The following is a 24,884-nucleotide window of genomic DNA, read 5'->3' as shown; positions in this document are numbered from 1 at the left end:
TCGATCCCGATATCGAGTTAACACCATGCATGTCTCTCATTCCGGGCTCCCCCCTTTCGCAATGACGAAAAACACTGTATGAGCCCGCCAAACGAAATTGGCGCCTTCTCCCAGCGCGGCGCCCCAGCCTCAGAGATCTAAACATATGGCACTTCGCAACATCGCGATTATCGCGCACGTTGACCATGGCAAAACGACCCTGGTTGACGAGCTTCTGAAACAGTCCGGCTCGTTCCGCGAGAACCAGCGCGTTGCAGAACGCGTCATGGATAGCAACGAACTGGAAAAAGAGCGCGGCATCACGATTCTTGCCAAGGCAACCTCGGTCGAATGGAAGGGCGTGCGCATCAACATCGTCGACACCCCCGGCCACGCCGACTTCGGTGGCGAAGTCGAGCGTATCCTGTCGATGGTGGACGGCGCGATTGTACTAGTCGATTCCTCCGAAGGCCCGATGCCGCAGACGAAGTTCGTCGTCTCCAAGGCGCTGAAGGTCGGCCTTCGCCCGATCGTCGCGATCAACAAGATCGACCGTCCGGACGGTCGCCACGAAGAAGTCATCAATGAAGTCTTCGATCTCTTTGCAAGCCTCGATGCAACCGACGAACAGCTCGACTTCCCGATCCTCTACGGTTCCGGCCGCGATGGTTGGATGAACGTCGCGCCAGAAGGCCCGAAGGATCAGGGTCTCGCACCGTTGCTCGACCTCGTGCTCAGCCATGTTCCAGAGCCGACGGTTGCCGAAGGCCCGTTCACGATGATCGGCACGATCCTCGAAGCCAACCCCTTCCTCGGCCGTATCATCACCGGCCGTATCAATTCCGGTTCGATCAAGCCGAACCAAGCCGTCAAGGTTATCGGCCAGGACGGCAAGCTGATCGAAAATGGTCGTATCTCGAAAATTCTCGCCTTCCGCGGTATCGAACGCACGTCGATCGATGAAGCGCATGCGGGTGACATCGTTGCAATCGCCGGCCTCTCCAAGGGTACGGTTGCCGACACGTTCTGCGATCCTTCCATAACCGAGCCGCTGACCGCGCAGCCGATCGATCCGCCGACCGTCACCATGTCCTTCATCGTCAACGACAGCCCGCTCGCTGGCACCGAAGGCGACAAGGTGACCTCGCGCGTCATTCGCGACCGTCTCTACAAGGAAGCCGAAGGCAACGTCGCGCTGAAGATCGAAGAAGCTGAGGGCAAAGATTCCTTCTACGTTTCCGGTCGTGGCGAATTGCAGCTCGCCGTTCTGATTGAAACCATGCGCCGCGAAGGCTTCGAACTTGCCGTGTCGCGTCCGCGCGTCGTGATGCACCGTGACGAAAACGACCAGCTGATGGAGCCGATCGAAGAAGTCGTCATCGACGTCGACGAAGAGCATTCCGGCGTCGTCGTGCAGAAGATGTCCGAGCGCAAGGCAGAGATGGCCGAGCTGCGTCCTTCGGGCGGAAATCGCCTTCGTCTGGTGTTCAACGCACCGACCCGCGGCCTGATCGGCTACCAGTCGGAACTCCTCACCGACACGCGCGGCACGGCTGTGATGAATCGTCTGTTCAAGGAATACCAGCCTTTCAAGGGTGAAATCGGCGGCCGTACGAACGGCGTTCTGCTAGCCAACGCTGCCGGTGAAGCTGTAGCCTACGCCATGTTCAACCTGGAAGATCGCGGCCCGATGATGATCGAGCCGGGTGAAAAGGTCTACATGGGCATGATCATCGGCATTCACTCGCGCGACAACGACCTTGAAGTCAACGTTCTCAAGGGCAAGCAGCTGACCAACATCCGCGCTGCCGGCAAGGACGAAGCCGTCAAGCTGACGCCGCCGATCCGCATGACGCTCGACCGCGCGCTCTCCTGGATCCAGGACGACGAGCTGATGGAAGTGACGCCAAAGTCGATCCGCCTGCGCAAGATGTATCTCGACGCAAACGATCGCAAGCGCTTCAGCAAGGCCAAGTCGGCTTAAAGCCAATACGGTCCTTACAGACTTGAACCCCCGGCCATCGCGCCGGGGTTTTTTATTTGTGTGCTGTTCCGAATCCTGCTTGTCGCAATAGTTAAAAAAGCGTTAACTTTCAGCTGCAGTCCACATGTTAAGTCTGTGGGCAATTGGCCGGAATGCGCTGGTGCGTATGGTTAATTGTCGGCAAGAGGACCAGAGTAAGCGTTATGAAGACGTTGTCGATCGATGTTCGGCGGGCCGAGCCGCAGGATTCCCGAGCCATTTCGGAGGTGCATCGGCTTGCGTGGCAGCATACCTATGCGGGCATCATTCCGCACCGCGCGCTGACGCAGATGATCGAGCGCCGCGGCGAAAGCTGGTGGCGCAAGGCCACGCGCGGGCCGGCAACACTGCTTGTTCTCGATGTCGCCGGCTGCGTTGCAGGCTACGCGACCCTTGGTCTCAATCGTGCTCGTGCCCTTCCGCAAGAGGGCGAGATCTACGAGCTGTATCTTCGACCGGAATATCAGGGCATCGGCCTTGGGCACATGCTGTTCGGCGAGGCGCAACGCCTTCTGAAGTCGCTGGGCTGCAACGGGCTTGTGGTCTGGTGCCTCGAAGAAAATGAGAACGGCGCAGAATTCTATCGCAGCCATGGCGGCGCCGACTATTGCGAGGGAATCGAAACCTTCGACCACAAGCAGTTGAAGAAGATCGGCTTCATCTGGAATTGAAGCGGCGCACAGGCGTCCGGACTGCCTTTTGCGGCGAGCCGCGCAAAACTTCATTCACCTTTGCTGACGTGCCGTGTTGCGTCGCGGCATGAAACCGATTATCTGGCTGCGAACAATCACGTCGCGGGAGTATCGCATGCGCATCGACGCCGTTTCCATTGGCAAGAACCCACCTGAAGACGTCAACGTCATCGTTGAAGTGCCGGTTGGTGGTCACCCGATCAAGTACGAGATGGACAAGGAAGCCGGCACGCTGGTCGTGGACCGCTTCCTCTACACGCCGATGACCTATCCCGGCAACTATGGCTTCGTCCCACATACGCTGTCCGAAGACGGCGATCCGATCGACGTCTTGATCGCCAGCACCCGTCCGCTCGTCCCGGGTTGCGTCATCAACGTGCGCCCCATCGGCGTTCTGAAGATGGAAGACAATTCCGGCAAGGACGAGAAGATCATCGCCGTTCCGTCGCCCAAGCTGACGATGCGCTATGACAAGGTCAAGGACTACACCGACCTTCCTGAGATCACGGTGAAGCAGATCGAGCATTTCTTCGAGCACTACAAGGACCTGGAGCCCGGCAAGTGGGTGAAGATATTTGGCTGGGGTGATTCGAAGGAAGCCGGAGCCCTGATCCTCGAGGCGATCGAACGCGCCAAGAAGGAGAAGGCCTGATCACAGGCCTGAAACAGCATTCAGCTTTTTGATCAAATCCTCCGGGTCGCCGTCGATCCGGAGGATTTTTTTGCGTGATGTGTCACCCGATTCGAGGCTGACGGAAGACTTGGCGAGGCCTAGAGTCTTTGCGACGAGGGCGATCAGTGCCTTGTTCGCCTTGCCCTTCTCGGGAACCACGCTCACACGCACTTTCAGGTGCACCCTGCCTTCGGCATCCAGCTCGACACCATCGATCGCGTCACGCCCGCCGTTCGGTGTCAGCCTGACGGTGATCAAGAGGTGAGCGTCGAATGCCGTCCAGGGGCGGCTCAAACAACCAACGGGACGATCGTGTTCCACATCAGCGAGCGCAGGAAGAAGATGATGAGCAGCAGGATGATCGGCGAAATGTCGATGCCACCGAGATTCGGCAGCACGCGGCGGATCGGCCGGAGCGCCGGTTCGGTCACGTTATAGAGGAACATGCCGACCGAATTGACGAACTGGTTGCTGGAATTGATAACGTTGAACGCATAGAGCCAGGAGAAAATTGCACTGGCAATCAGCACCCAGGTGTAAAGATTCAAAGCCAAATCAATGGTTTGAAAAACGGCAATCATCGCAGTCTCCAGTTCGTTGTTGACAGACATGTAGACATTGGCGACTAAACGGGCAAGTGCCGTGTGTAAACACGTCGTAATTCATGTTTAACAGGCGCGCCCGGCAGCGATGCGTTGCCGGTTCCTTGGAAAGCTCCCATGTCCTTTTCAGCCAGCGGAGACCGGTTTGCCGCGTTCAGGCACTCGTCCTACACGCGTTTCTTCTATGCGCGGTTTCTTCTTTCCTTTTCGCAGCAGATCGTCAGCGTCGCGGTCGGCTGGCAGATGTACGACCAGACAGGTAGCGCGATCTATCTCGGCCTGATCGGGCTTGTACAGTTCCTGCCGTCGCTGATTTTGATCCTGATCACGGGCTCGGTCGCGGACCGTCACAATCGGCGGGCCATTGCTGCCGTCTGCTCGCTCGTAAGCGCCCTGTGCACACTGGCGCTGCTGGTCATGACCATGACGGGCACGTTCTCGCCGATCCCGGTCTTCGCCGTGCTTCTGGTGTTCGGCATCGAGCGCGCCTTCATGTCGCCGGCCGTTCAGTCGCTGGCGCCGAACCTGGTGCCGCCGGAGCATCTGTCGAATGCAATTGCCTGGAACTCCTCCTCGTGGCAGCTTGCGGCGATCACAGGTCCGGTGCTCGGCGGCTTGCTGTATGGCATCAATGCCCACACCGCATATGTCGTTGCGGTCGTCTTCGCGGGGCTGGGTGCGGCATTGCTCTACATGATCCCGAAGCCGATGCAGAAGACCACGGGAGAGGCGAAAAGCTGGGACATGATCCTCGGCGGCTTCCGCTTCATCCGCGCCGAGAAGGTCGTGCTCGGGGCCATTTCGCTCGATCTTTTCGCCGTGCTTCTCGGCGGCGCCACGGCGTTGATGCCGATCTTTGCGCGAGACATCCTGACGCTCGGCCCGTGGGGGCTGGGCCTGCTGCGGTCGGCGCCAGGCCTAGGCGCGATTGTGATGGCCATCCTGCTTGCCTGGTATCCGCTGAAGCATCGCGCCGGAATCTATATGTTCATCGGCGTCGCATTGTTCGGTCTCGGCACCATCGTCTTCGGATTTTCGAAGAGCACGGAGCTGTCGATCGCGGCGCTCGCGCTGATGGGTGCGGCAGACATGATTTCCGTCTATGTCCGCGAAAGCCTGATTGCGCTCTGGACGCCGGACCAGCTGCGCGGCCGAGTGAACGCCGTCAACATGGTCTTCGTCGGCGCCTCCAACGAGCTCGGAGAGTTCCGCGCGGGAACCATGGCCTCGATATTCGGCGCGGTTCCGGCGGTGATCATCGGGGGCATTGGAACGCTGGCCGTTGCCGCCATCTGGGCGACAAGCTTCCCACAACTGCGCAAGATCGATTCGCTCGACGCGCCACAGCGCGAAGAGCAGGCCTGAACAGCTTGCTCTGGCGGTCAGGGCGAGATCAGCACCTCTGCCTCGATCTCGACAGGAAAATTCAGCGGCAGGCCGGCTACGCCGATCGCCGAGCGGGAGTGATGCCCGACCTCCGGGCCGAACACTTCCAGGATCAGCTCGGTAAATCCGTTGATGACGGCGGGGGGATTGGCAAAGCGCGGCGCGCAGTTGACCATGCCCAAAACCCGGCACCAGCCTGTGATGCGATCGAGACTGCCCAGTTCGCGCTTCAGGCTGCCGAGCATGGCGAGAGCCACCTTTCGCGCGGATGCCTTTGCCTCTTCCACCGAAACGGTATCGCCGACGGCGCCGAACGGCCCGGCCGGCGATCCGTCGCTGTTTTGCGGACCGTGGCCCGAAATGAAGGCGCGGTTGCCGCGCACGTTCACCCAGGGAAATGGCAGGACCATGTTTGACGGAAGTTTCAGGGGCTGGGGCAGGACCAGACCCATGGAGGCGAGCTTCTGTTCGTAATTCGACATGGTGTTCCCCTGATGTGGCTGCGGTCACTGCTGCGCCATGGGACGCAACCGTTAGGCCGGATCGTGGATTGGAACGCTTGCTATTGAACTGTGAAAATCAGTCGAGGCCTGATTTTAGCATGGCGCGATGCGGTGCGCACCTATGACGAAAGGACTGCTTTTGCAGCTGGGGCGGCCCTTGCCGACTTGCCCTCGAACACGATGTCGAGGAACTCGTTGAGCCACGCCTTGAGCGGCGAATCGAAGAGCATCCGGCCTTCGAGGTGCTCTCGACCCTGCTGCGCGTTTGGCAGAATGAAACGATGGGCACCGTGGACGACCCAGCGGTGCATCATTGCCCGGGTCAACTCCGCGTGAAACTGCAGGCCCCAGGCATGGTTATTGTAGCGAAACGCCTGATTCTGGTAGGCGTCGCCTGCTGCCAGAAGCTCCCCGCCGCGTGGCAGGTCGAAGCCCTCGCGATGGAAGTGATAGACCATCTTCGGCCAATGCATCAGCATGCGGCCTTTTTCGGTGGTGTGCAGCGGATACCAGCCGATTTCGGTCGAGCCGTCGTCGTTCGGCTGCACCCGGCCGCCGAGATTGCGCACCAGCATCTGCGCGCCAAGGCAGATGCCAAGGAAAGGCCGTTTTTCCTTGAGCGGCACATCCAGCCAGTTGATCTCTGCCTTGACGAAATCATCCGGATCGTTGGCACTCATCGGGCCGCCGAAGACGACGGCGCCTGCATGGCCGGCGAGCGTGGACGGAAGTTTGTCGCCGAGCACCGGGCGGCGGATATCCAGGGCGAAGCCCTTCTCGACCAGCAGTTGACCCACTCGGCCGGGGCTCGAGCGCTCCTGATGCAGAACAATCAGGATCGGGCGGTCGCGCATTGTCGGAAGGCAATCAGTCGGCATCGTCCTGCACCACTGCGACGTCGGTCACGCGCCTTGCCGCCTCCTGTCGCTTCTGGATCCGTTCGCGCGCCGACACGCCGAGAAGCTCGGCGATACGCCAGATCGCGTCGTCTTCCATCTCGCTGCGTTCCCCATCGGCATAGACGATGTCCCAGAGCACGCCGATCAGCTCGAGGCGCTGCTCGGTGTTGAGATGACGCTTCAGGTCTGATGTGAAGCGGTAATAGTCGACGGCGTCACTTTCCGCTTCCTGACCGGCCGCGATCAGCGCGTCGAGCTGCTTGCGATCGAGACCGTACTGGTCTTTCAGCAGCTTGCGCAGCCGCTTCGTCTCGCTGTCCTTCACCTGCCCGTCGGCTTCCATGACCTGCATACAGAGCGCGGCCACGGCGATGCGCGGATCGTCCGGCGCGAAGCCCCTTTTTGAATTGTCTGCGGTGAGATTTTGAAAGAATGCCTGGAAGCGTTCGAACATACGGGTCCTGTTTTGATCTAGAAGAGGCGAAGCCGTGTCTTGGGTTCAGGCTCAGCCGCCGGGTTGCGGACGCCCGGATCATCCGGTGGTCCGCCAAAAAATGGGCGTGTTTCCGGAGTGGCGCCGGAGGTCTGCCGGGTGGATGTTGCCGGGGTCACTGCGGCCGGGCGTGCCGCCTCGGCGATGGTTGCCGCGCGCTCAAGCTCGATGATGCGGTGGTCGTTCGCCGGGCTTTCAGGGCGGGTTTCGCGCACCGGCGGCAACGTCTTCAGCGCACGGTCGATCGAAATGACCGAGCCGTCCTCGACAGGGCCTTCGACCTGCCCAAACGGAGCTTTCCAGACAAAGGCGTCGAGCTGCCCCGTGACGGGCGATAGCGGTAGCCACTTGTCGGACACAAAGCCGTCGGCAACCCAGGCCGGATCGCGCGGCGCCTTCAGTGCCTGCGCGAGCCAGTGCCGAACGCGGCCCTGATCGCCGGTCTCAGCCTCTTCAATATCGGCCAACAACAAAAATGCGGCTTCACGCGGCTCGATCCGCGCGGCGGCCTCGGCCTTGGAGCGGGCCTTGTCAAAATCCTGCGTGTCGAGAGCGGCCTTTGCGACGACGAGAAGAGACTCGATGTTGTTGGGTCTCAAGTTCTCGAGCCGTTCGCTGCGCTTCAGGCGGTCGGCTGCCGAATCGCCGCTGCGGGCGCGCACATAGGTCTGGCCGATCTCCGGATGCGGGCTGGCTTTCCACGCCTGCTCGAGAATGGATGCCGCCTTGCGCAGCTTGTCTTCGCGGAACAGCGCCTTTGCCGCAACGATGGCTGCGGGCTCGAAATCTGCCGACAGCTTGAGCGCATGCATCGCGTCGTCACGCGCGCCCGCCGGATCGTTTTCGAGCTTCTCCGTCGCTCGGGCGGTCAAAAGCACTGCGCGCAGCCGGTCGGCCTCGGGCTTTTCGAAGACGCGGGCGGCCTTCTGCTGTTCGAGGAGGCGGAGCGCATCATCCCAGCGGCCGGCCTGGCTGCGGTATTCGAGCGTCGCCTGGGCAGCCCAAGGGAGATAGGGAGCGTTGTCCGCGGCCTTTTCGGCATATTGCCGGGCGGCTTCGTTGGCACCGAGTCGTTTGGCCTCGAGGTAGAGACCGCGCAGCCCGAGTTCGCGGGTTTCCGGATCGCTGGCCATCGCTTCGAACTTGGCGCGCGCCTCGTCGTGGCGGCCTTCGATCAGGGCTGCCTGCGCTTCAAGAAGAGCGATCAGAGGTTCCTGATCGGCGCGAATAAGGCCACGCGAACGCGCGGCCATCTTTCTGGCCAGCAGAGCGTTGCCCGCACCTGCCGCTATCAGGCCCGTCGATAGCGCCTGATAGCCGCGGTCGCGCTTGCGGGCGCGGAAATAGCGGGTGACGGAATGCGGCGAGGTCCAGATGACACGCGCAAGCCACCATAGCACCATGACAGCCGCTATCAACGCTATCAGTGCACTTGCGGCGACGATCAGCCTGGTTTGATACAGCTGGCCTTCCCAGATCAGCGAGAGATCGCCGGGGCGATCAGCCAGCCAAGAGAAACCATAGCCGAGAAGGAGTATCAGAAGGGCGAATACGATGAGTCTGATCACGCCTCAGCCCTCCTTGCCAGTGCCGGAGATCGCTTTCGACAGGGCACTGCCGACAAGGTCCTCGACGCGAATGCGCGCTTCGAGCGACTGCTTGAACGCCGCCGATGCCAGTTTGGCCGAAGCGGGCAAATCGTTCCATTGCGCAGCGGCGCCCGGAAGATCGCCGTTCTTCACCTTGTCCTCCATGCGCGCGGCAATGGCCTCGACACTGTCACCTTCGATATTGCCGACCGGCCGGACCTTCACAAGCGACTTTGCGCTCGTCATCAGGCGGTCGGACCAGCTCTGGTTCGGATCGGTCTGATTGACCGAATCGACGATCGCTGTGGCGACATCAGGCACCTGGCGGATGAGTTCGGCACGTGAGGGCACGCCGGTCTCGGCAAAATTGCGAAGGTCGACGACAATCGGATCGTCGGGAGAGACGCCAGCGTAGGTATCGAGCTCGGAAACAAACGGGCCACCACGATCGATCGCGGCCTTGAGCGCCGCCGCGGCAATCGCCTGGGCGACCGCAACATCCTGCCGTGGTTCGTTCAGTTTCTTCTCTGCTTCGGCAAGGCGCTTCTCGATGTCGACCCCGCTTGATGCCCGTTGCTCGGTGGCCTGCGAGACTGTGGCGCGCAGCTGGTCGATCTGACCGGTTAAATCAGCAATCTTCTGATTGAGTGCGTCGACAGTGGTGGTGTCTGCTCCGGCAGCAGGTGTCGGCGCCGGCGCTTTTGCCGCTGATTCCAGCGCTGCCAGGCGAACCTCCAACGCTTCATCGGGTCCGGCCGGAGGCGCGGCTGCGAGGTTGGATACCGATCGCTTCAATGCCTCGACTTCCGCGGAGAGATTGCCCACATCGACCGACGGCGGCTGGCTGCGTGATGTACCTGGCAGATAGCCCGCATATTGCATGGCGCCAGCGCCGGCAAGTGCGATCAACCCACCGACGATGCCGGCTGCAATCAAGCTGGATGTATTGCCGGATCCCCTGCCGCCTTGAGGACGAGGCTCGTCCAACGGAGGCTCATCGGCGGTATCGGGAGTGCTACCAAGCGGAGGGAGCGCGACTTTGTCTACGTCCTCCTTGGCGTGGGCCCCGGCTGCAAACGGCACATCCGGGGCGACCGGCGACTGAACGTCTTTTTCGGTATTGTTGGCAGAGGCAATTTCCTGCGCATCCAGATCGATCGTGACCGGTCCTTCGGTACTCTTCGAATGGCGTGGCGGATTTCCTGGTGCCATGAGACCCTCTTATTCCTGCATTGGTTTGAAACTAGTCAGTGATGCCAGCTAAGGAAAGAGGTTAGATAAAATTTGGGCACAAAAGCGCTCAAAGGAGCGACAAAAGGCTCCGTTCTTCCGGCATTTCGGCGATGGCTATATTTTCCCGCAGCGGCGCGGGAATGGCTGCGGCGACGGCGGCGCTCAGGCATAGCAGGCGAATGCCTGCGATTACATCCTGACGCGTTCGCATTCCGGGGAGGCCGAAAAAGCTCTCCGCCGTCTGTCGCGAATAGAAGAGTATCGAATCTGGTCGCTGCTCCGCAAGGATCGTCTGAAACCAGGCAGCGTCAATTGGAAACGGCTCCATGCGATAGCACTCCGCGACAGTAATGTTCAGGCCGATTTCGCGGGCGCGGGCTTCGAACGTTTCGGCGCGCGGAAATCCGGCCAGATAAAGGACCCGATCGCGACCGAGGCTTGCGATCGTGTCGGCAAGATCGGCACCGCTGCCGGACGACGCGACGACAGACCGGAATCCCGCTGTTTTGGCTTCATCCGCCGTCGCCTCGCCCACAGCATAGAGCGGGCGCTGGACATGAAATGCGATCGCGTCCTTCCGTTCAGTGATTGCGCGAATGGCTTCGGCGCTGGTGACCGCGATCGCGCCATCGGTCCGCGCCAGCCCGTCGAGAGCCGCACCCACATCGTGAACCGGGTGCGACAGGGGAAGCAACAGCGGTTCGTGTCCCATCTCGCGAAGGCGTTCGGCGGTGCGCTTGCCCGAATGCAGGGGACGGGTCACGAGCACGCGCATGGCGTTGTCAGCTCCAGTCTTCAAAGAAGACGCTGCCGGCGCGTGCGCGGATGTCCTGTCCGGCCCGCGTGCCAAGAGCAACCGCGTCGCGCCGATGGCCATCGATGGTCACTGCGTGCTGGTTGCGTCCGTCCGGCGTGATGATCAGGCCGGAAAAGCGGATCAGGTCGCCTTCGCAAACCGCATAGCCGCCGATGGGGGTCCGGCAGGAGCCGTCGAGGGCGGCCAGAAAGGCACGCTCGCAGGAGGCAGCGTCGAAGGTCCTGATGTCGTTGATGGGGCCGAGCAAAGCGTCGATGCGGGAGTCGCCGATGCGGCTTTCGATGCAGATCGCGCCCTGCGCCGGTGCGGGCGGGAAGGTATCGGCATCGAGTATGTCGGTGATCACATCGACCTTGCCAAGGCGCTTCAGGCCGGCAAGCGCAAGCAGCGTAGCGTCGACCTGACCCTCCTGCAGCTTTCTCAGCCGGGTATCGACCAATCCGCGAAACGTGATGACCTTGATGTCGGGGCGCATGCGGCGGATCAGCGCCTGCCGGCGGAGCGACGAGGAGCCGACAGTTGCGCCATGCGGCAGGTCGATCAGCTTCGGCGCCGTGCGGCCTATGACGGCATCACGGATGTCTTCGCGCGGCAGGTAGGCCGAGAGATACAAGCCGTCCGGAAGCCTCGTCGGCATGTCCTTGGCGGAGTGGACGGCGATATCCAGATCGCCCGCCGCGAGCTTTTGCTCCAATTCTTCGGTGAACAGACCCTTGCCGCCGATCTCGGCGAGCGAACGATCGGTGACGCGGTCGCCCTTCGTCGTCAGGACGACGATCTCGAACATTTCTTCCGGCAAACGATGCGCCGCCATCAGCCTGTCGCGGGCTTCGTGAGCCTGGGCAAGGGCCAGCGGGCTGCCTCTGGTGCCGATCCGGAAAGGTTTTGTTTGCATCCGCATTGATCCGTTGTTACCGGAGTTCCTCGTAAACAGGTTTAAGACCCTTCGCAATCAACGATCAGGCTTCATGGCTCGTTTTCTACGCATCCTCGGCATCGAAACAAGCTGCGACGAAACCGCCGCGGCCGTCGTCGAACGGGGTGCCGACGGCGTACCAACCGTACGCTCCGACGTGGTGTTGAGCCAGCTTGAAGAACACAGCGCCTATGGTGGCGTCGTGCCTGAAATTGCAGCGCGCGCCCACGTCGAAGCGCTCGATACGCTGATCGACGAGGCATTGAAACGCGCCAATGTGTCGCTCTCCGGTATCGACGCGATCGCTGCCACCTCCGGGCCCGGCCTAATCGGCGGATTGCTGGTCGGCCTGATGACGGGCAAGGCGATCGCAAGGGCCTCCGGCAAGCCGCTCTATGCCGTCAACCACCTTGAGGGCCATGCGCTGACGGCGCGGCTGACGGATCGTCTCCCTTTCCCCTATCTGATGCTGCTGGTTTCCGGGGGCCATACGCAGCTCATCCTCGTGCGCGGTGTCGGCGACTATGAGCGTTGGGGCACGACGATCGACGATGCGCTCGGCGAGGCCTTCGACAAGACGGCGAAGCTGCTCAGTCTGCCGTATCCCGGCGGCCCGGCCGTGGAGAGCGCCGCGAGGGACGGAAATCCGGATCGTTTCGTCTTTCCCCGGCCGCTGGTCGGTGAGGCGAAACTCAATTTTTCTTTCTCCGGGCTGAAGACGGCCGTGCGGCAGGCAGCGACCGATATTGCGCCGCTGACCGACCAGGATGTGGCCGATATCTGCGCCTCGTTCCAGAAAGCGGTCTCGCGTACGTTGAAGGATCGTATCGGCCGCGGGCTGGAGCGATTCAAGACTGAGTTTCCAGATGTCGAAGGCGAACCGGCGCTGGTCGTCGCCGGGGGCGTCGCTGCCAATCTTGAGGTACGCGGAACCTTGCAGGCGCTGTGCGACAAGAACGGCTTCCGCTTCGTCGCGCCGCCCCTGAGGCTTTGCACCGACAATGCCGTGATGATCGCCTGGGCCGGACTGGAGCGCATGGCCATCGGCATCGAACCGGATGATCTCGACGTGCAGCCGCGTTCACGCTGGCCGCTCGATTCCAGCGCGGAGACATTGCTCGGCTTCGGCAAACGGGGGGCGAAGGCATGAGTGAGAAAATTGCGGTTGTCGGCGCGGGCGCCTTTGGCACGGCACTGGCGGCGGTCATTGCGCTGGCGGGCCGACATGCTGTGACGCTGGTCGGACGCGATCCCGCGCTGATGGCGGATCTGAAGGCCGAGCATCTGCACGACTCGGTTCTTCCCGGCATCGAACTGCCTGAGGCGTTGGAATTTTCCGCAGAGGCGGATGCCATCAGCGATGCCGGAATCGTGCTCTTCGCGATGCCGTCGCAGGCGCAGGCGGATGCCGCTCGCCAGTATGCGCCCTACCTCGCCAAGGATGCCGTTGTCGTCACCTGCGCCAAGGGCATCGAGAAAACGACGGGCAACCTCTTGACCGACATGCTGGCGGGCGCGCTGCCGGGGCATGCGATTGCGGTCCTTTCCGGCCCCGGCTTTGCGGCTGACATCGCCAGGGGATTGCCAACCGCCATGGTGGTTGCCGCCGAAAACGCAGAGATCGCCGAGCGATTGGCGCAGGCGATTTCGGGTAGGACGTTTCGCCTTTATCCATCGTCGGACCGAATCGGCGTGCAGCTCGGCGGCGCGTTGAAAAACGTGCTTGCCATTGCCTGCGGCATCGTCGAAGGCGCCGGCATCGGTAACTCGGCCCGTGCCGCCCTGATTGCGCGGGGGCTCGCGGAAATGTCGCGCTTTGTCGCCGCCAAGGGCGGACAGGCGGATACGGTGAGCGGCCTCTCCGGCCTCGGCGATCTGGTGCTGACCGCGACGAGCCATCAATCGCGCAACCTTCGCTTCGGGATTGCGCTTGGCCGCGGCGAGACGCGCGATCCTTTGCGAGGCGAACTTGTCGAGGGTGCGTTCGCTGCAGCCGTCGTTTCGCGGCTGGCGAAATCGCTCAGCATCGACATGCCCATTACCGATGCCGTTTCCGCCATCATCGAGAGCAAGCTCGGCATTGCCGAGGCCATCGATCAGCTGATGACACGTCCGATCACCACCGAATAGGAGAACTGACAATGCTTTTCGCTTTTGTTTGCAAAGACAAGCCAGGTTACCTGAACGTTCGGATGGACGCGCGGCCTGCGCACGTCGAGCACCTCAACAAGCTCAATGCCGAAGGCACGCTGAAGATGGCAGGTCCGTTTCTCGATCCCGAGGGCAAGCCCTGCGGCAGCCTCGTGATCGTCGAGGCGGACTCGATCGAAGCCGCGACGGCGCTTGCGGATGCCGATCCCTACACCAAGGCCGGCCTCTTCGAGAGCGTGGAGATCAAGCCGTTCAACTGGGTCTTCAACAATCCGGGGGCATGAGCGTGGCGCACTGGCTTTACAAATCCGAACCTGCTGCCTGGTCCTGGGAACAGCAGAAGGCTGCCGGCGAAAAAGGCACGGAGTGGACCGGGGTTCGCAACTATCTGGCGCGCAACAACATGCGGGCAATGCAGATCGGCGACAAGGGTTTCTTCTACCACTCCAATGACGGACTTGAAATCGTCGGCATCGTCGAGGTCTGCGCGCTGTCGCATCCGGACTCGACGGCCAAGGACGATGCCCGCTGGGACTGCGTCGATATCCGCGCCGTCCGCGACATGCCGACACCCGTCACGCTGAAGGATGTGAAGGCGAGCGAGGCGCTGTCGAAGATGGCGCTGGTGACGTCGATGCGGCTTTCGGTTCAGCCGGTGACGGACGAGGAATGGCTCGAAGTCTGCCGCATGGGCGGGCTCGACAACCCGCCGCGCTGATCAGTGTTGAGGACCGATCCGGAAACCTTCATCCGTAGCAACACGAGCCCGATGGCGCCGCCGCATGTTCCGGAGATCCGGCTGCATCTGGCGAGCGAAGCACACGAGCTATGGCTGAAGACAGAGGAAGAGTTGGCTGAAATCGGCCTTCCGCCGCCGTTCTGGGCCTTTGCGTGGGCCGGCGGGCAGGGACTGGCGCGCTACATTCTCGACCAACCCGACATCGTCAGCGGCAAGCGCGTGTTGGATTTCGCCAGCGGCTCCGGTCTGGTGGCGATTGCAGCGAGAATGGCGGGAGCCCGCCATGTGCTCGCCGCGGATATCGATCCGTGGACCGAAACCGCGGTGCGACTGAACGCCGGTCTCAATGGCGTGGAGCTCGGCTTCACCGGCGAGGACCTAATCGGCAGTGCGGTGGATCAGGATGTGCTGCTGGCTGGCGACGTTTTTTACGACCGCGACCTCGCGGCGGCTCTCGTGCCGTGGCTCGTACGGCTTGCTGCCGATGGCGTCACTGTTCTCGTCGGCGATCCCGGGCGTGCGTACCTGCCGAAGGATCGCCTTGAGGCTTGCGCGGTGTATGAGGTTCCGGTGACGCGGGCACTCGAGGACAGCGAGGTCAAGAAGACCACCGTCTGGCGTTTCCGATAGCGAATGTTCAGGGCCTGATGATGCAGACGCCGCCCTCGTAGGAGCAGCTGCTTCCCTTGGCCGCGACGTCGATGACCTTGGCCATCGGTGCGAGCTTCACCGCCCGCTCAGATCCATAAAGGCTGTAGCCGCTGCCGCCGATATACGTGCCGCCGTTTGTCTCATAAGCAAAGGACGACCCGGAATAGGTTCCGCCGGGACCTGCTCCCTGGGCGGGTTGAACGACGATTACGACATTGTTGCGGGTATAGCTGGTCGATGGCGAGTAGAAGCGCTTGAGCAGACGGTTGCGTTCGTGGCCGCGGCCGAAACTGTCGTAACCTCCAGCGAAGTGCGCGCCCCTGAAGCGCGCGGGACTATTGCTCCATCCCCTGTTGTGTCCGAATACGGAGGGGCCGCGGTGGCCGAATAAGGAGGGGCCGCTGTGGCCGAACCCGAACCCATTGTGGCGCTGGAACGAACGACCGCCGAAATCGCCGGCGGCCGCAGGCAAGGCGATGAGTGCTGCAATGGCGAGCGAAACAAGTTTCGAAGAGGTCCTCAACATCGCGTCGATCTCCGGAAATCCGATGCTTAACAAAACGTTAACGCGAAAATGCGCCAAAAGCAGCGGGATGTCCACCAAACGTTGCAAAATCCTGCACGAATGGCGGCGAAGGAGGTGAGTTTGATCGCTATGGCGGTCTCGTCAAGACGCAAATCGATTAAATTCAGACGGCGAAGCAATTATACTTGTCGTTAGGGGTTTCCGTGATTAAACGTCGCCGTTGATGCAACGCACACATAGCTTTTTGTCAATCGTGTGGTTGCCTTTGGATGCTTCCTGGATCCCAGGAGCGCAGAAAAGACGCCGCGAGGTTCTGATGGCGAACGTGACAAACAATCGGCCCCTGTCGCCGCATTTGCAGATCTATAAACCAATCCCCACCATGGTCATGTCAATCCTCCACCGTATCACCGGTGGTGCACTCTATGTCGGGACGCTGCTGATCGCCTGGTGGCTGATCGCGGCCGCGACGGGACAGGCCTATTACGACTGGGTCAACTGGATCCTCGGCAGCATTGTCGGCAAGCTCGTGCTGCTTGGTTACACATGGGCGTTGCTGCACCACATGCTCGGTGGGCTGCGCCACTTCATGTGGGATCTCGGCCACGGGTTCGAGAAGGAATTCTCGACCAAGCTGGCCAAGGCAAATATCATCGGATCGCTCTGTCTGACCGCTCTGGTCTGGGTGATCGGCTTTATCATTCGCTTCTGAAGGTTGGTCTCATGGATATGCGTACCCCGTTGGGTAAGGTTCGCGGCCTTGGCTCGGCCAAGGAAGGCACTGATCATTTCTGGCGCCAGCGCGTGACCGCGGTCGCCAACGTGCCGCTCTTCATTTTCTTCCTCGTCTTCATGATCGTTCACGCCGGCCAGCCCTATTCCGAAGTGGTTCACTCGCTGTCGAACCCGTTCGTCGCTGTCGTCATGGGCCTCATGGTCATTTCCGGCATCATTCACATGAAGCTCGGAATGCAGGTCATCATCGAGGACTATGTGCACGGCGAGGTTGCCAAGCTCGGCCTGCTGATGCTGAACACCTTCTTTTCGATCCTGGTGGCGGGGCTCTGTCTCTTTGCCATTCTGAAAATTGCATTCGTAGGATAACCGTATCATGGCACCGACTTCATCCGCCCAGAATGGGAAGGCCTACAAATACGTCGATCACTCGTATGATGTGATCGTCGTCGGCGCCGGCGGCGCTGGACTTCGCGCCACGCTCGGCATGGCCGAACAGGGTTTCCGCACGGCCTGCATCACCAAGGTATTCCCTACACGCTCGCACACGGTCGCAGCACAGGGCGGCATTGCCGCCTCGCTGCAGAACATGACGCCCGACAGCTGGCAGTGGCACCTCTACGACACCGTGAAGGGTTCCGACTGGCTCGGCGACGTCGACGCCATGCAGTATCTGACCATGGAAGCGCCGAAGGCGGTCTACGAGCTCGAGCACTACGGCGTGCCTTTCTCGCGCAACGAGGAAGGCAAGATCTACCAGCGGCCGTTCGGCGGCCACATGCAGAACTTTGGCGAAGGCCCGCCGGTACAGCGCACCTGCGCCGTTGCCGACCGTACCGGCCACGCCATCCTGCACACGCTCTACGGCCAGTCGTTGCGCAACAACGCCGAATTCTTCATCGAATATTTCGCGCTCGACCTGATCATGTCGGAAGACGGCAGCCGCTGCACCGGCGTCGTCGCCTGGTGCCTCGACGACGGCACGATCCATCGCTTTGCCGCCAAGATGGTAGTGCTGGCGACCGGTGGTTATGGCCGCGCCTATTTCTCGGCAACGTCCGCCCATACCTGCACCGGCGACGGCGGCGGCATGGTGGCACGAGCAGGCCTGCCGTTGCAGGACATGGAATTCGTTCAGTTCCATCCGACCGGCATTTACGGTTCGGGCTGTCTCATCACCGAAGGCGCGCGTGGCGAAGGCGGTTACCTCGTGAATTCCGAGGGCGAACGCTTCATGGAGCGTTACGCACCTTCGGCCAAGGACCTTGCCTCGCGCGACGTCGTTTCGCGCTGCATGACGCTGGAGATCCGCGAAGGCCGCGGCGTCGGCAAGGCCAAGGACCACATCTTCCTGCATCTGGACCATCTGGATCCGGCCGTTCTGCACGAGCGCCTGCCTGGCATTTCCGAAAGTGCCAAGATTTTTGCTGGCGTCGACGTAACGCGCGAGCCGATCCCGGTTCTGCCGACCGTCCACTACAACATGGGCGGCATTCCGACCAATTACTGGGGCGAAGTGCTGAACGCCGACAGCAACAATCCGGAACGGATCATTCCCGGCCTGATGGCCGTAGGTGAAGCTGGTTGCGCCTCGGTCCATGGCGCCAACCGCCTCGGCTCCAACTCGCTGATCGACCTCGTGGTGTTCGGCCGCGCCGCTGCCATCCGTGCCGGCGAGGTGATCGACCGGGCGTCGCCGGTCCCGCACCTGAACGTTGCGGCATGCGACAAGATCATGGACCGCTTCGACAGCCTTCGACACGCCAGCGGCGGCACGCCGACTGCGGTGCTGCGTGAGAAGATGCAGCGCGCCATGCAGGAAGATGCAGCCGTGTTCCGTACGCAGGAATCGCTCGAATCCGGCTGCCAGCGTATTTCAGCCATCTGGCAGGAAATGCGCGACATCAAGGTCACCGACCGCTCGATGATCTGGAATTCCGACCTTGTCGAAACGCTCGAGCTGCAGAACCTGATGGCCAACGCCATCACGACGATCTATGGCGCCGAGGCCCGCAAGGAGAGCCGCGGCTCGCATGCCCGCGAGGACTACACGGAAGGCGCATTCGCCGGCCGCGACGACGTCAACTGGCGCAAGCACACGCTTGCCTGGGTCAACGGCGCCGGCGACGTCAAGCTCGACTACCGCCCGGTTCACACCGAGCTCATTGCAGAGGGTATCGATCCCAAGAAGATCGCTCCCAAGGCTCGCGTGTACTAAGAGGAACTGGACATGGTTGAACTCGCTCTTCCCAAAAACTCTCAGATGCGCGAAGGCAAGGTCTGGCCGAAGCCGGCGGGTGCGACGAACACCCGCGAATTCCGCGTTTACCGCTGGAGCCCGGACGATGGCCAGAACCCGTCGATCGACACGTTCTACATCGATGTCGACAGTTGCGGTCCAATGGTGCTCGACGGCCTGCTCTACATCAAGAACAACATCGACCCGACGCTGACGCTGCGCCGTTCCTGTCGCGAGGGCATCTGCGGCTCGTGCGCGATGAACATCGACGGCACGAACACGCTCGCCTGCACAAAGGGTCTCGACGACATCAAGGGCACGGTGAAGATCTATCCCCTGCCGCATCTGCCAGTCGTCAAGGATCTGGTTCCCGACCTGACGAACTTCTATGCCCAGCACCGCTCGATCGAGCCCTGGCTTAAGACGGTGTCGCCGGCGCCGGCCAAGGAATGGAAGCAGAGCCACGAGGATCGTCAGAAGCTGGACGGTCTCTATGAGTGCATCCTCTGCGCCTGCTGCTCGACGTCCTGTCCGAGCTACTGGTGGAACGGCGACCGCTATCTCGGCCCGGCCGTTCTGCTGCAGGCTTATCGCTGGCTGATCGATTCCAGAGATGAAGCAACCGGCGAACGCCTCGACAACCTCGAGGATCCGTTCCGGCTTTATCGCTGCCACACGATCATGAACTGTGCGCAGACCTGCCCTAAGGGCCTGAACCCGGCAAAGGCAATCGCCGAGATCAAGAAAATGATGGTCGAGCGTCGAGTTTGACGGATCGAAACGGGGGGCCGGGTTTGCGGCCCTTTCCTTTATTCCATCACGAACCCTTGATTTGTGCCGAATTGCACCAAATTCGCTCCGGGGTTGCCGACTTGCTTCCAGGATGACACAAATTCTCCTTGTTCCGGCTTGATTCAATACAGCCTTTCAAGATAATTCCGCCGTGATGGCACGGCAACTTCAGGGCAATACTGGAAAGATCAGGAGTATCATGATGCAGTTCAGACATATGGCGACAGGTCTCGTAGTCATTCTGTCGTTAGCTGGCTGCCAGCGCACCGCGTATAATGATGCCAGTTACAGTGCTGCTCCGGCGCCGTTGACGGCTCAGCCGGTTCCGTCTGTTCAGGGTGGCCAGCTTCCGCCGCCGTCCGGCTCCTCGCAGTTCCCTGCCGCTCCAACGACGACTGCGCCGGTGGCTGGTGGTCAACCGGGCGCAATGGCTTCGAACTCCATGGACGTCACCAAGGAATCGATGGTCGGTAGCTGGCGTGTCAACGGTTCGTGCGACATGTTCCTGACCCTGACCAACCTCGGCAGCGGATCGCGCGGCGGTACACGCGGCTGTGTCGGCGAGCTGACGGCGATGGGCTCCTGGGAAGTCTCAGGCAAGCAGGTACTTCTGAAAGACCGCAGCGGCAACCAGATCGGCAGCGTCTACAAGACCGCCGACAAAGCGTTCAGCGGTCAGACGAACACAGGGCAGCCGATCACTCTCAGCCGATAAGCGATACGGCGGGCTCGACCGCCGATCCTGCATAGGCGGACGTCTTTCATGCAACCGATGCCAGACTACAGCTTGAGCGTCAGCGAACAATTGAAGTCGCTGACGGCTTCGGGTGCGCTTCAGATCGATTCAGCCCAGATGCATGTGGCGAAGTGTCTGGACCGAGTGCTTTCCGAGTTGAAGCGGAAGCGGCCCGCGGCCAAGGCGAGCGCGCTCGGCTGGCTGTTCGCCGCAAAGAAGAAGCCCTCGGAGAAGATCAAAGGCCTCTACATCCACGGCAGCGTCGGCCGCGGCAAGACCATGCTGATGGACATGTTTTTCGCGATGGCGCCCTGCTCCAAGAAGCGGCGCGCACATTTTCACGAGTTCATGGCCGATGTGCATAATCGTATCGCAGCCCACCGCCTGAAACTGAAACAGGGCGAGACGAAGCAGGCCGACCCGATCCCCGTCGTCGCCGCGGCGCTCTATGACGAAGCCGAGCTCCTTTGCTTCGATGAATTCACGGTGACCGATATCGCCGATGCGATGATCCTGTCGCGGCTCTTTTCAGATCTTTTCCGGCGCGGCTGCATTCTGATCGCTACGTCCAACGTCGAGCCCGACAACCTCTACAGCGATGGGCTCAACCGCAGCCTCTTCCTGCCCTTCGTCGACATGTTGCACCAAACTGTCGATGTGGTTACCCTGGATTCGCCCACGGACTACCGGATGGAGAAGCTGGATAGCCAGCCGGTCTATCTGGCGCCCATCAATGACCATGCCGACATGGCAATGGATGCTTCGTGGATGCAGGCGCTGCACGGGCGCAAGCCGCATCCGATAGAGATCCCAATGAAGGGGCGTTCGATCCATGTCCCGCTCGCCGCCGACCGAATCGCGCGCTTTTCCTTCGCGGACCTCTGCGACAATCCGCTCGGGGCTGCGGACTTTCTTGCGATCTGCGAGCGTTTCGATGCAATCTTCCTCGATCACGTGCCTCTGCTGGGGCCGGAGAAGCGGAATCAGACCAAGCGGTTCATCATTCTTGTCGATACTCTCTACGATCAGGCGGTGCGACTTTATGTGTCGGCGGCGGCCATGCCGGAGAACTTGTTGACACAAGCGCGTGGTACCGAAGGGTTCGAATTCGATCGGACCGTGTCGCGGCTGTTCGAAATGAGGAGTGCGGAATACCTGGCGCTGCACCACGATAAGCGGGCTGCAGAGTAACGAGCTCGTCATAAAAATATTACGTTTACGTAAGAATTTTATCATCTAAACGATTGAAATTGCTCGCCGAGAAATAATCGGTTGCCATTTTTATGCTTTGGGTCTATGCGATTGCGGAATTGGGCGATGCCCCTCCGCGCGTCGCCTGACGAATTTTGATCGCAAAGGAAACAGCGAAATGGCGCGTAACAAGATCGCACTCATTGGTTCTGGCATGATTGGTGGCACGCTGGCACACCTCGCCGGCCTGAAGGAACTGGGTGACATCGTTCTCTTCGATATCGCCGATGGTATTCCCCAGGGTAAGGGCCTCGACATCGCGCAGTCCTCGCCGGTCGAAGGGTTCGACGTGAATCTCTCGGGCGCCAGCGAGTATTCCGCGATCGAAGGTGCCGACGTCTGCATCGTCACCGCCGGCGTCGCCCGCAAGCCGGGCATGAGCCGCGACGACCTTCTCGGCATCAACCTCAAGGTCATGGAACAGGTTGGCGCCGGCATCAAGAAGTATGCCCCTAATGCCTTTGTCATCTGCATCACCAACCCGCTCGATGCGATGGTCTGGGCGCTGCAGAAGTTCTCCGGTCTTCCGGCCAACAAGGTCGTCGGCATGGCCGGCGTTCTGGACTCGTCGCGCTTCCGCCTGTTCCTCTCCAAGGAATTCAACGTTTCCGTTCAAGACGTCACCGCGTTCGTTCTCGGCGGCCATGGCGACACGATGGTTCCGCTCGCTCGGTACTCGACCGTTGGTGGCATTCCGCTGACCGACCTCGTCACCATGGGCTGGGTCACCAAGGAGCGCCTTGAAGAGATCATCCAGCGCACCCGCGACGGAGGCGCAGAGATCGTCGGCCTGCTGAAGACCGGCTCGGCCTACTACGCGCCTGCAGCGTCTGCGATCGAGATGGCTGAATCGTACCTCAAGGACAAGAAGCGCGTTCTGCCTTGCGCAGCGCAGCTCACCGGTCAATACGGCGTCAAGGACATGTATGTCGGCGTTCCCACCGTCATCGGTGCGGGCGGAGTTGAGCGCATCATCGAGATCGACCTCAACAAGGCCGAGAAGGAAGCTTTCGACAAATCTGTCGCTGCTGTCGCCGGCCTGTGCGAAGCCTGCATCAACATCGCGCCATCGCTGAAGTAATCAGGCCGCGCGCTGACGCAATCCAAACAGGAATAGACCCATGAATATCCATGAATATCAGGCCAAGGCTCTGCTGAAGGGCTATGGCGCGCCGGTCGCAGAAGGTGTGGCGATCTTCTCCGCCGACGAAGCCGAAGCTGCAGCCAAGTCGCTCCCAGGTCCGCTTTACGTCGTGAAGAGCCAGATCCATGCAGGCGGTCGCGGCAAGGGCAAGTTCAAGGAACTCGGCCCTGACGCAAAGGGCGGCGTTCGCCTGGCTTTCTCGATCGAGGAAGCCAAGGTTCACGCCAAGGAAATGCTCGGCAACACGCTGGTGACCAAGCAGACCGGTGACGCCGGCAAGCAGGTCAACCGTCTCTATATCGAAGACGGCGCCGACATCGAGCGCGAGCTCTATCTTTCGTTGCTCGTTGACCGTGCGGTTGGGCAGGTTTCCTTCGTGGTCTCCACGGAAGGCGGCATGGACATCGAAACCGTCGCTCACGACACACCTGAGAAGATCATCAATGTCGCGATAGATCCGATAGCCGGCGTCACAGCTGCAAACCTTGCTGCGCTGACTTCGGCTCTGAAGCTGGATGGCGAAGCCAAGGCCGATGCCGAGAAGCTCTTCCCGATTCTCTACAAGGCCTTTGTCGAGAAGGACATGGCCCTCCTCGAGATCAATCCGCTGATCGTCATGAAGAACGGCCGCGTGCGCGTTCTTGACGCCAAGGTGTCCTTCGACGGCAACGCTCTGTTCCGTCACGAAGACGTCGTTGCGCTCCGCGACAAGTCTGAAGAAGACGAGAAGGAAATCGAAGCGTCGAAGTACGATCTGGCCTATGTCGCCCTCGACGGCAACATCGGCTGCATGGTCAATGGTGCCGGCCTTGCCATGGCAACGATGGACATCATCAAGCTTTACGGCGCCGAGCCCGCGAACTTCCTCGACGTCGGCGGCGGCGCTTCGAAGGAAAAGGTCACGGCTGCCTTCAAGATCATCACAGCCGATCCGGCCGTGAAGGGCATTCTGGTCAACATCTTCGGCGGCATCATGAAGTGCGACGTCATTGCCGAAGGCGTGATCGCGGCCGTCAAGGAAGTTGGCCTCCAGGTTCCGCTCGTTGTTCGTCTCGAAGGCACCAATGTCGAGCTCGGCAAGAAGATCATCAATGAATCCGGTCTCAACGTCATTTCGGCCGACGACCTGGACGACGCTGCGCAGAAGATCGTCGCAGCCGTAAAGGGAGCCTGAGACCTATGTCGATCCTTATCAACAAGAACACCAAGATCCTCGTTCAGGGTCTGACCGGCAAGACGGGCACGTTTCACACGGAACAGGCGCTCGCTTACCACGGCACCAAGATGGTCGGTGGCATCCATCCCAAGAAGGGTGGCGAGACCTGGACCGGTTCGAAAGGCGAAAGCCTGCCCATTTTCGCTTCGGTTGCCGAAGGCAAGAAGGTCACTGGAGCTGACGCTTCGGTCATCTACGTTCCGCCGGCCGGTGCTGCCGAAGCGATCCTCGAGGCCATCGATGCCGAAATCCCCCTGATCGTCTGCATCACGGAAGGCATCCCGGTTGCAGACATGATCAGGGTCAAGGCCAAACTCGACAAGTCCAAGTCGCGCCTGATCGGCCCGAACTGCCCTGGCGTCATGACGCCTGACGAATGCAAGATCGGCATCATGCCGGGTTCCATCTTCAAGAAGGGCTCCGTCGGGGTTCTCTCGCGTTCGGGCACGCTCACCTATGAAGCCGTGTTCCAAACCACCAATGAAGGCCTCGGTCAGACGTCGGCTGTCGGCATCGGCGGCGACCCGGTCAAGGGCACCGAATTCATCGACATCCTGGAAATGTTCCTGGCTGACGACGACACCAAGTCGATCATCATGATCGGCGAAATAGGTGGTTCGGCTGAAGAAGATGCGGCTCAGTTCCTTAAGGACGAAGCCAAGAAGGGCCGCAAGAAGCCGATGGTCGGCTTCATCGCCGGCCGTACCGCCCCGGAAGGCCGCACGATGGGCCATGCCGGCGCAGTCATCTCGGGCGGCAAGGGTGGCGCGGAAGACAAGATCGCGGCAATGGAATCGGCAGGCATTCGCGTGTCGCCGTCTCCGGCCCGCCTCGGCAAGACGCTGGTTGAAGTCCTGAAGGGCTAAGCCAATCTATATGCCCGGGCAGGAAGCGCTTTG

28 protein-coding genes are annotated in these 24,884 nt (G+C 61.0%); 18 read left to right on the top strand and 10 right to left on the bottom strand.

Annotated elements, in window-relative coordinates:
- The first annotated feature begins 145 nt into the window (after positions 1-145).
- The 3 genes from typA to ppa all read left to right on the top strand — a co-directional run bounded on the left by typA (position 146) and on the right by ppa (position 3,346).
- A complete protein-coding gene (typA, locus tag AC1D2R_RS11030; protein WP_477967325.1) occupies positions 146-1,963 on the top strand; it encodes a translational GTPase TypA in 1,818 nt (605 codons plus the stop codon).
- Positions 1,964-2,166: 203 nt separating this feature from the next.
- Positions 2,167-2,673, top strand: a complete 507-nt coding sequence (locus AC1D2R_RS11025; protein ID WP_477967324.1) for an N-acetyltransferase family protein — start codon at positions 2,167-2,169, stop codon at positions 2,671-2,673.
- A gap of 136 nt (positions 2,674-2,809) precedes the next feature.
- Positions 2,810-3,346, top strand: coding sequence for an inorganic diphosphatase (gene ppa / locus AC1D2R_RS11020; protein WP_115106404.1), 537 nt, complete (start codon positions 2,810-2,812; stop codon positions 3,344-3,346).
- Here the strand turns inward: ppa and AC1D2R_RS11015 are convergent, their stop codons facing one another.
- Positions 3,347-3,661, bottom strand: a complete 315-nt coding sequence (locus AC1D2R_RS11015) for a DUF167 domain-containing protein (protein ID WP_477967323.1) — start codon at positions 3,659-3,661, stop codon at positions 3,347-3,349.
- Positions 3,658-3,948, bottom strand: coding sequence for a YggT family protein (locus tag AC1D2R_RS11010; protein ID WP_477914176.1), 291 nt, complete (start codon positions 3,946-3,948; stop codon positions 3,658-3,660). Before AC1D2R_RS11010 ends, AC1D2R_RS11015 begins: the two co-directional genes overlap by 4 nt.
- A 138-nt stretch (positions 3,949-4,086) precedes the next feature.
- Between AC1D2R_RS11010 and AC1D2R_RS11005 the strand changes: the two genes are divergently transcribed.
- Positions 4,087-5,334 (top strand): MFS transporter, encoded by a 1,248-nt coding sequence (locus AC1D2R_RS11005; RefSeq protein ID WP_477967322.1) that lies wholly within the window; start codon positions 4,087-4,089, stop codon positions 5,332-5,334.
- 17 nt (positions 5,335-5,351) lie between these two features.
- Here AC1D2R_RS11005 and AC1D2R_RS11000 read toward each other — a convergent pair whose 3' ends face one another.
- The 7 genes from AC1D2R_RS11000 to hemC all read right to left on the bottom strand — a co-directional run bounded on the left by AC1D2R_RS11000 (position 5,352) and on the right by hemC (position 11,784).
- Positions 5,352-5,837 (bottom strand): RidA family protein, encoded by a 486-nt coding sequence (locus tag AC1D2R_RS11000; protein WP_477967321.1) that lies wholly within the window; start codon positions 5,835-5,837, stop codon positions 5,352-5,354.
- Positions 5,838-5,977: 140 nt separating this feature from the next.
- Positions 5,978-6,736, bottom strand: coding sequence for a glutamine amidotransferase (locus AC1D2R_RS10995; protein WP_477967320.1), 759 nt, complete (start codon positions 6,734-6,736; stop codon positions 5,978-5,980).
- Positions 6,726-7,211, bottom strand: a complete 486-nt coding sequence (locus AC1D2R_RS10990) for a tellurite resistance TerB family protein (RefSeq protein WP_477967319.1) — start codon at positions 7,209-7,211, stop codon at positions 6,726-6,728. Before AC1D2R_RS10990 ends, AC1D2R_RS10995 begins: the two co-directional genes overlap by 11 nt.
- A 17-nt stretch (positions 7,212-7,228) precedes the next feature.
- Positions 7,229-8,818 (bottom strand): heme biosynthesis HemY N-terminal domain-containing protein, encoded by a 1,590-nt coding sequence (locus AC1D2R_RS10985; protein ID WP_477967318.1) that lies wholly within the window; start codon positions 8,816-8,818, stop codon positions 7,229-7,231.
- 3 nt (positions 8,819-8,821) lie between these two features.
- Complete coding sequence (locus tag AC1D2R_RS10980) at positions 8,822-10,051, bottom strand: COG4223 family protein (protein ID WP_477967317.1); 1,230 nt, start codon at positions 10,049-10,051, stop codon at positions 8,822-8,824.
- Positions 10,052-10,139: 88 nt separating this feature from the next.
- Complete coding sequence (locus tag AC1D2R_RS10975; protein WP_477967316.1) at positions 10,140-10,847, bottom strand: uroporphyrinogen-III synthase; 708 nt, start codon at positions 10,845-10,847, stop codon at positions 10,140-10,142.
- A 7-nt stretch (positions 10,848-10,854) separates the two neighbouring features.
- Complete coding sequence (gene hemC / locus AC1D2R_RS10970) at positions 10,855-11,784, bottom strand: hydroxymethylbilane synthase (RefSeq protein ID WP_477967315.1); 930 nt, start codon at positions 11,782-11,784, stop codon at positions 10,855-10,857.
- Positions 11,785-11,857: 73 nt separating this feature from the next.
- Here hemC and tsaD point away from each other — a divergent pair, with 73 nt between their 5' ends.
- Genes tsaD through AC1D2R_RS10945 form a run of 5 tightly spaced genes read left to right on the top strand, consistent with a single transcriptional unit; the run spans position 11,858 to position 15,325 of the window.
- Entirely contained in the window at positions 11,858-12,955 is a 1,098-nt protein-coding gene (gene tsaD, locus AC1D2R_RS10965) for a tRNA (adenosine(37)-N6)-threonylcarbamoyltransferase complex transferase subunit TsaD (protein ID WP_477967314.1), read from the top strand.
- Positions 12,952-13,935 carry an NAD(P)H-dependent glycerol-3-phosphate dehydrogenase gene (locus AC1D2R_RS10960; protein ID WP_477967313.1) on the top strand — a complete coding sequence of 328 codons (984 nt, stop codon included), beginning with the start codon at positions 12,952-12,954 and terminating at the stop codon, positions 13,933-13,935. Before tsaD ends, AC1D2R_RS10960 begins: the two co-directional genes overlap by 4 nt.
- Before the next feature lie 11 nt (positions 13,936-13,946).
- The gene (locus AC1D2R_RS10955; protein ID WP_477967312.1) at positions 13,947-14,240 is read left to right on the top strand and encodes a YciI-like protein; all 294 of its coding nucleotides are present in this window, start codon (positions 13,947-13,949) and stop codon (positions 14,238-14,240) included.
- 2 nt (positions 14,241-14,242) lie between these two features.
- Positions 14,243-14,674, top strand: coding sequence for an EVE domain-containing protein (locus tag AC1D2R_RS10950; RefSeq protein ID WP_477967311.1), 432 nt, complete (start codon positions 14,243-14,245; stop codon positions 14,672-14,674).
- Between the two features lie 6 nt (positions 14,675-14,680).
- On the top strand, positions 14,681-15,325 hold the full coding sequence (locus tag AC1D2R_RS10945) for a class I SAM-dependent methyltransferase (protein ID WP_477967573.1): 645 nt from the start codon (positions 14,681-14,683) through the stop codon (positions 15,323-15,325).
- Between the two features lie 7 nt (positions 15,326-15,332).
- Here the strand turns inward: AC1D2R_RS10945 and AC1D2R_RS10940 are convergent, their stop codons facing one another.
- A complete protein-coding gene (locus AC1D2R_RS10940) occupies positions 15,333-15,872 on the bottom strand; it encodes a hypothetical protein (protein ID WP_477967310.1) in 540 nt (179 codons plus the stop codon).
- A gap of 316 nt (positions 15,873-16,188) precedes the next feature.
- Here AC1D2R_RS10940 and sdhC point away from each other — a divergent pair, with 316 nt between their 5' ends.
- The 9 genes from sdhC to sucD all read left to right on the top strand — a co-directional run bounded on the left by sdhC (position 16,189) and on the right by sucD (position 24,851).
- Positions 16,189-16,584 (top strand): succinate dehydrogenase, cytochrome b556 subunit, encoded by a 396-nt coding sequence (sdhC, locus tag AC1D2R_RS10935; RefSeq protein ID WP_477967309.1) that lies wholly within the window; start codon positions 16,189-16,191, stop codon positions 16,582-16,584.
- A gap of 11 nt (positions 16,585-16,595) precedes the next feature.
- The gene (gene sdhD, locus AC1D2R_RS10930; RefSeq protein WP_477967308.1) at positions 16,596-16,976 is read left to right on the top strand and encodes a succinate dehydrogenase, hydrophobic membrane anchor protein; all 381 of its coding nucleotides are present in this window, start codon (positions 16,596-16,598) and stop codon (positions 16,974-16,976) included.
- 7 nt (positions 16,977-16,983) lie between these two features.
- Positions 16,984-18,825, top strand: coding sequence for a succinate dehydrogenase flavoprotein subunit (sdhA, locus tag AC1D2R_RS10925; protein WP_477967307.1), 1,842 nt, complete (start codon positions 16,984-16,986; stop codon positions 18,823-18,825).
- Between the two features lie 12 nt (positions 18,826-18,837).
- Complete coding sequence (locus AC1D2R_RS10920) at positions 18,838-19,617, top strand: succinate dehydrogenase iron-sulfur subunit (RefSeq protein WP_057470454.1); 780 nt, start codon at positions 18,838-18,840, stop codon at positions 19,615-19,617.
- A 223-nt stretch (positions 19,618-19,840) separates the two neighbouring features.
- Complete coding sequence (locus AC1D2R_RS10915) at positions 19,841-20,353, top strand: protease inhibitor Inh/omp19 family protein (protein WP_477967306.1); 513 nt, start codon at positions 19,841-19,843, stop codon at positions 20,351-20,353.
- 48 nt (positions 20,354-20,401) lie between these two features.
- Positions 20,402-21,565: a cell division protein ZapE gene (zapE, locus tag AC1D2R_RS10910; protein ID WP_477967305.1), complete on the top strand. Its 1,164-nt coding sequence runs from the start codon at positions 20,402-20,404 to the stop codon at positions 21,563-21,565.
- A 178-nt stretch (positions 21,566-21,743) separates the two neighbouring features.
- The gene (gene mdh / locus AC1D2R_RS10905) at positions 21,744-22,706 is read left to right on the top strand and encodes a malate dehydrogenase (protein ID WP_477967304.1); all 963 of its coding nucleotides are present in this window, start codon (positions 21,744-21,746) and stop codon (positions 22,704-22,706) included.
- 40 nt (positions 22,707-22,746) lie between these two features.
- Positions 22,747-23,943: an ADP-forming succinate--CoA ligase subunit beta gene (sucC, locus tag AC1D2R_RS10900; protein WP_477967303.1), complete on the top strand. Its 1,197-nt coding sequence runs from the start codon at positions 22,747-22,749 to the stop codon at positions 23,941-23,943.
- A 5-nt stretch (positions 23,944-23,948) separates the two neighbouring features.
- Entirely contained in the window at positions 23,949-24,851 is a 903-nt protein-coding gene (sucD, locus tag AC1D2R_RS10895) for a succinate--CoA ligase subunit alpha (RefSeq protein WP_477967302.1), read from the top strand.
- Positions 24,852-24,884: the final 33 nt, after the last annotated feature.

It is taken from the genome of Rhizobium sp. P1_C7, from assembly GCF_056406295.1.
This window is presented reverse-complemented; position numbering and strand designations above follow the sequence as displayed.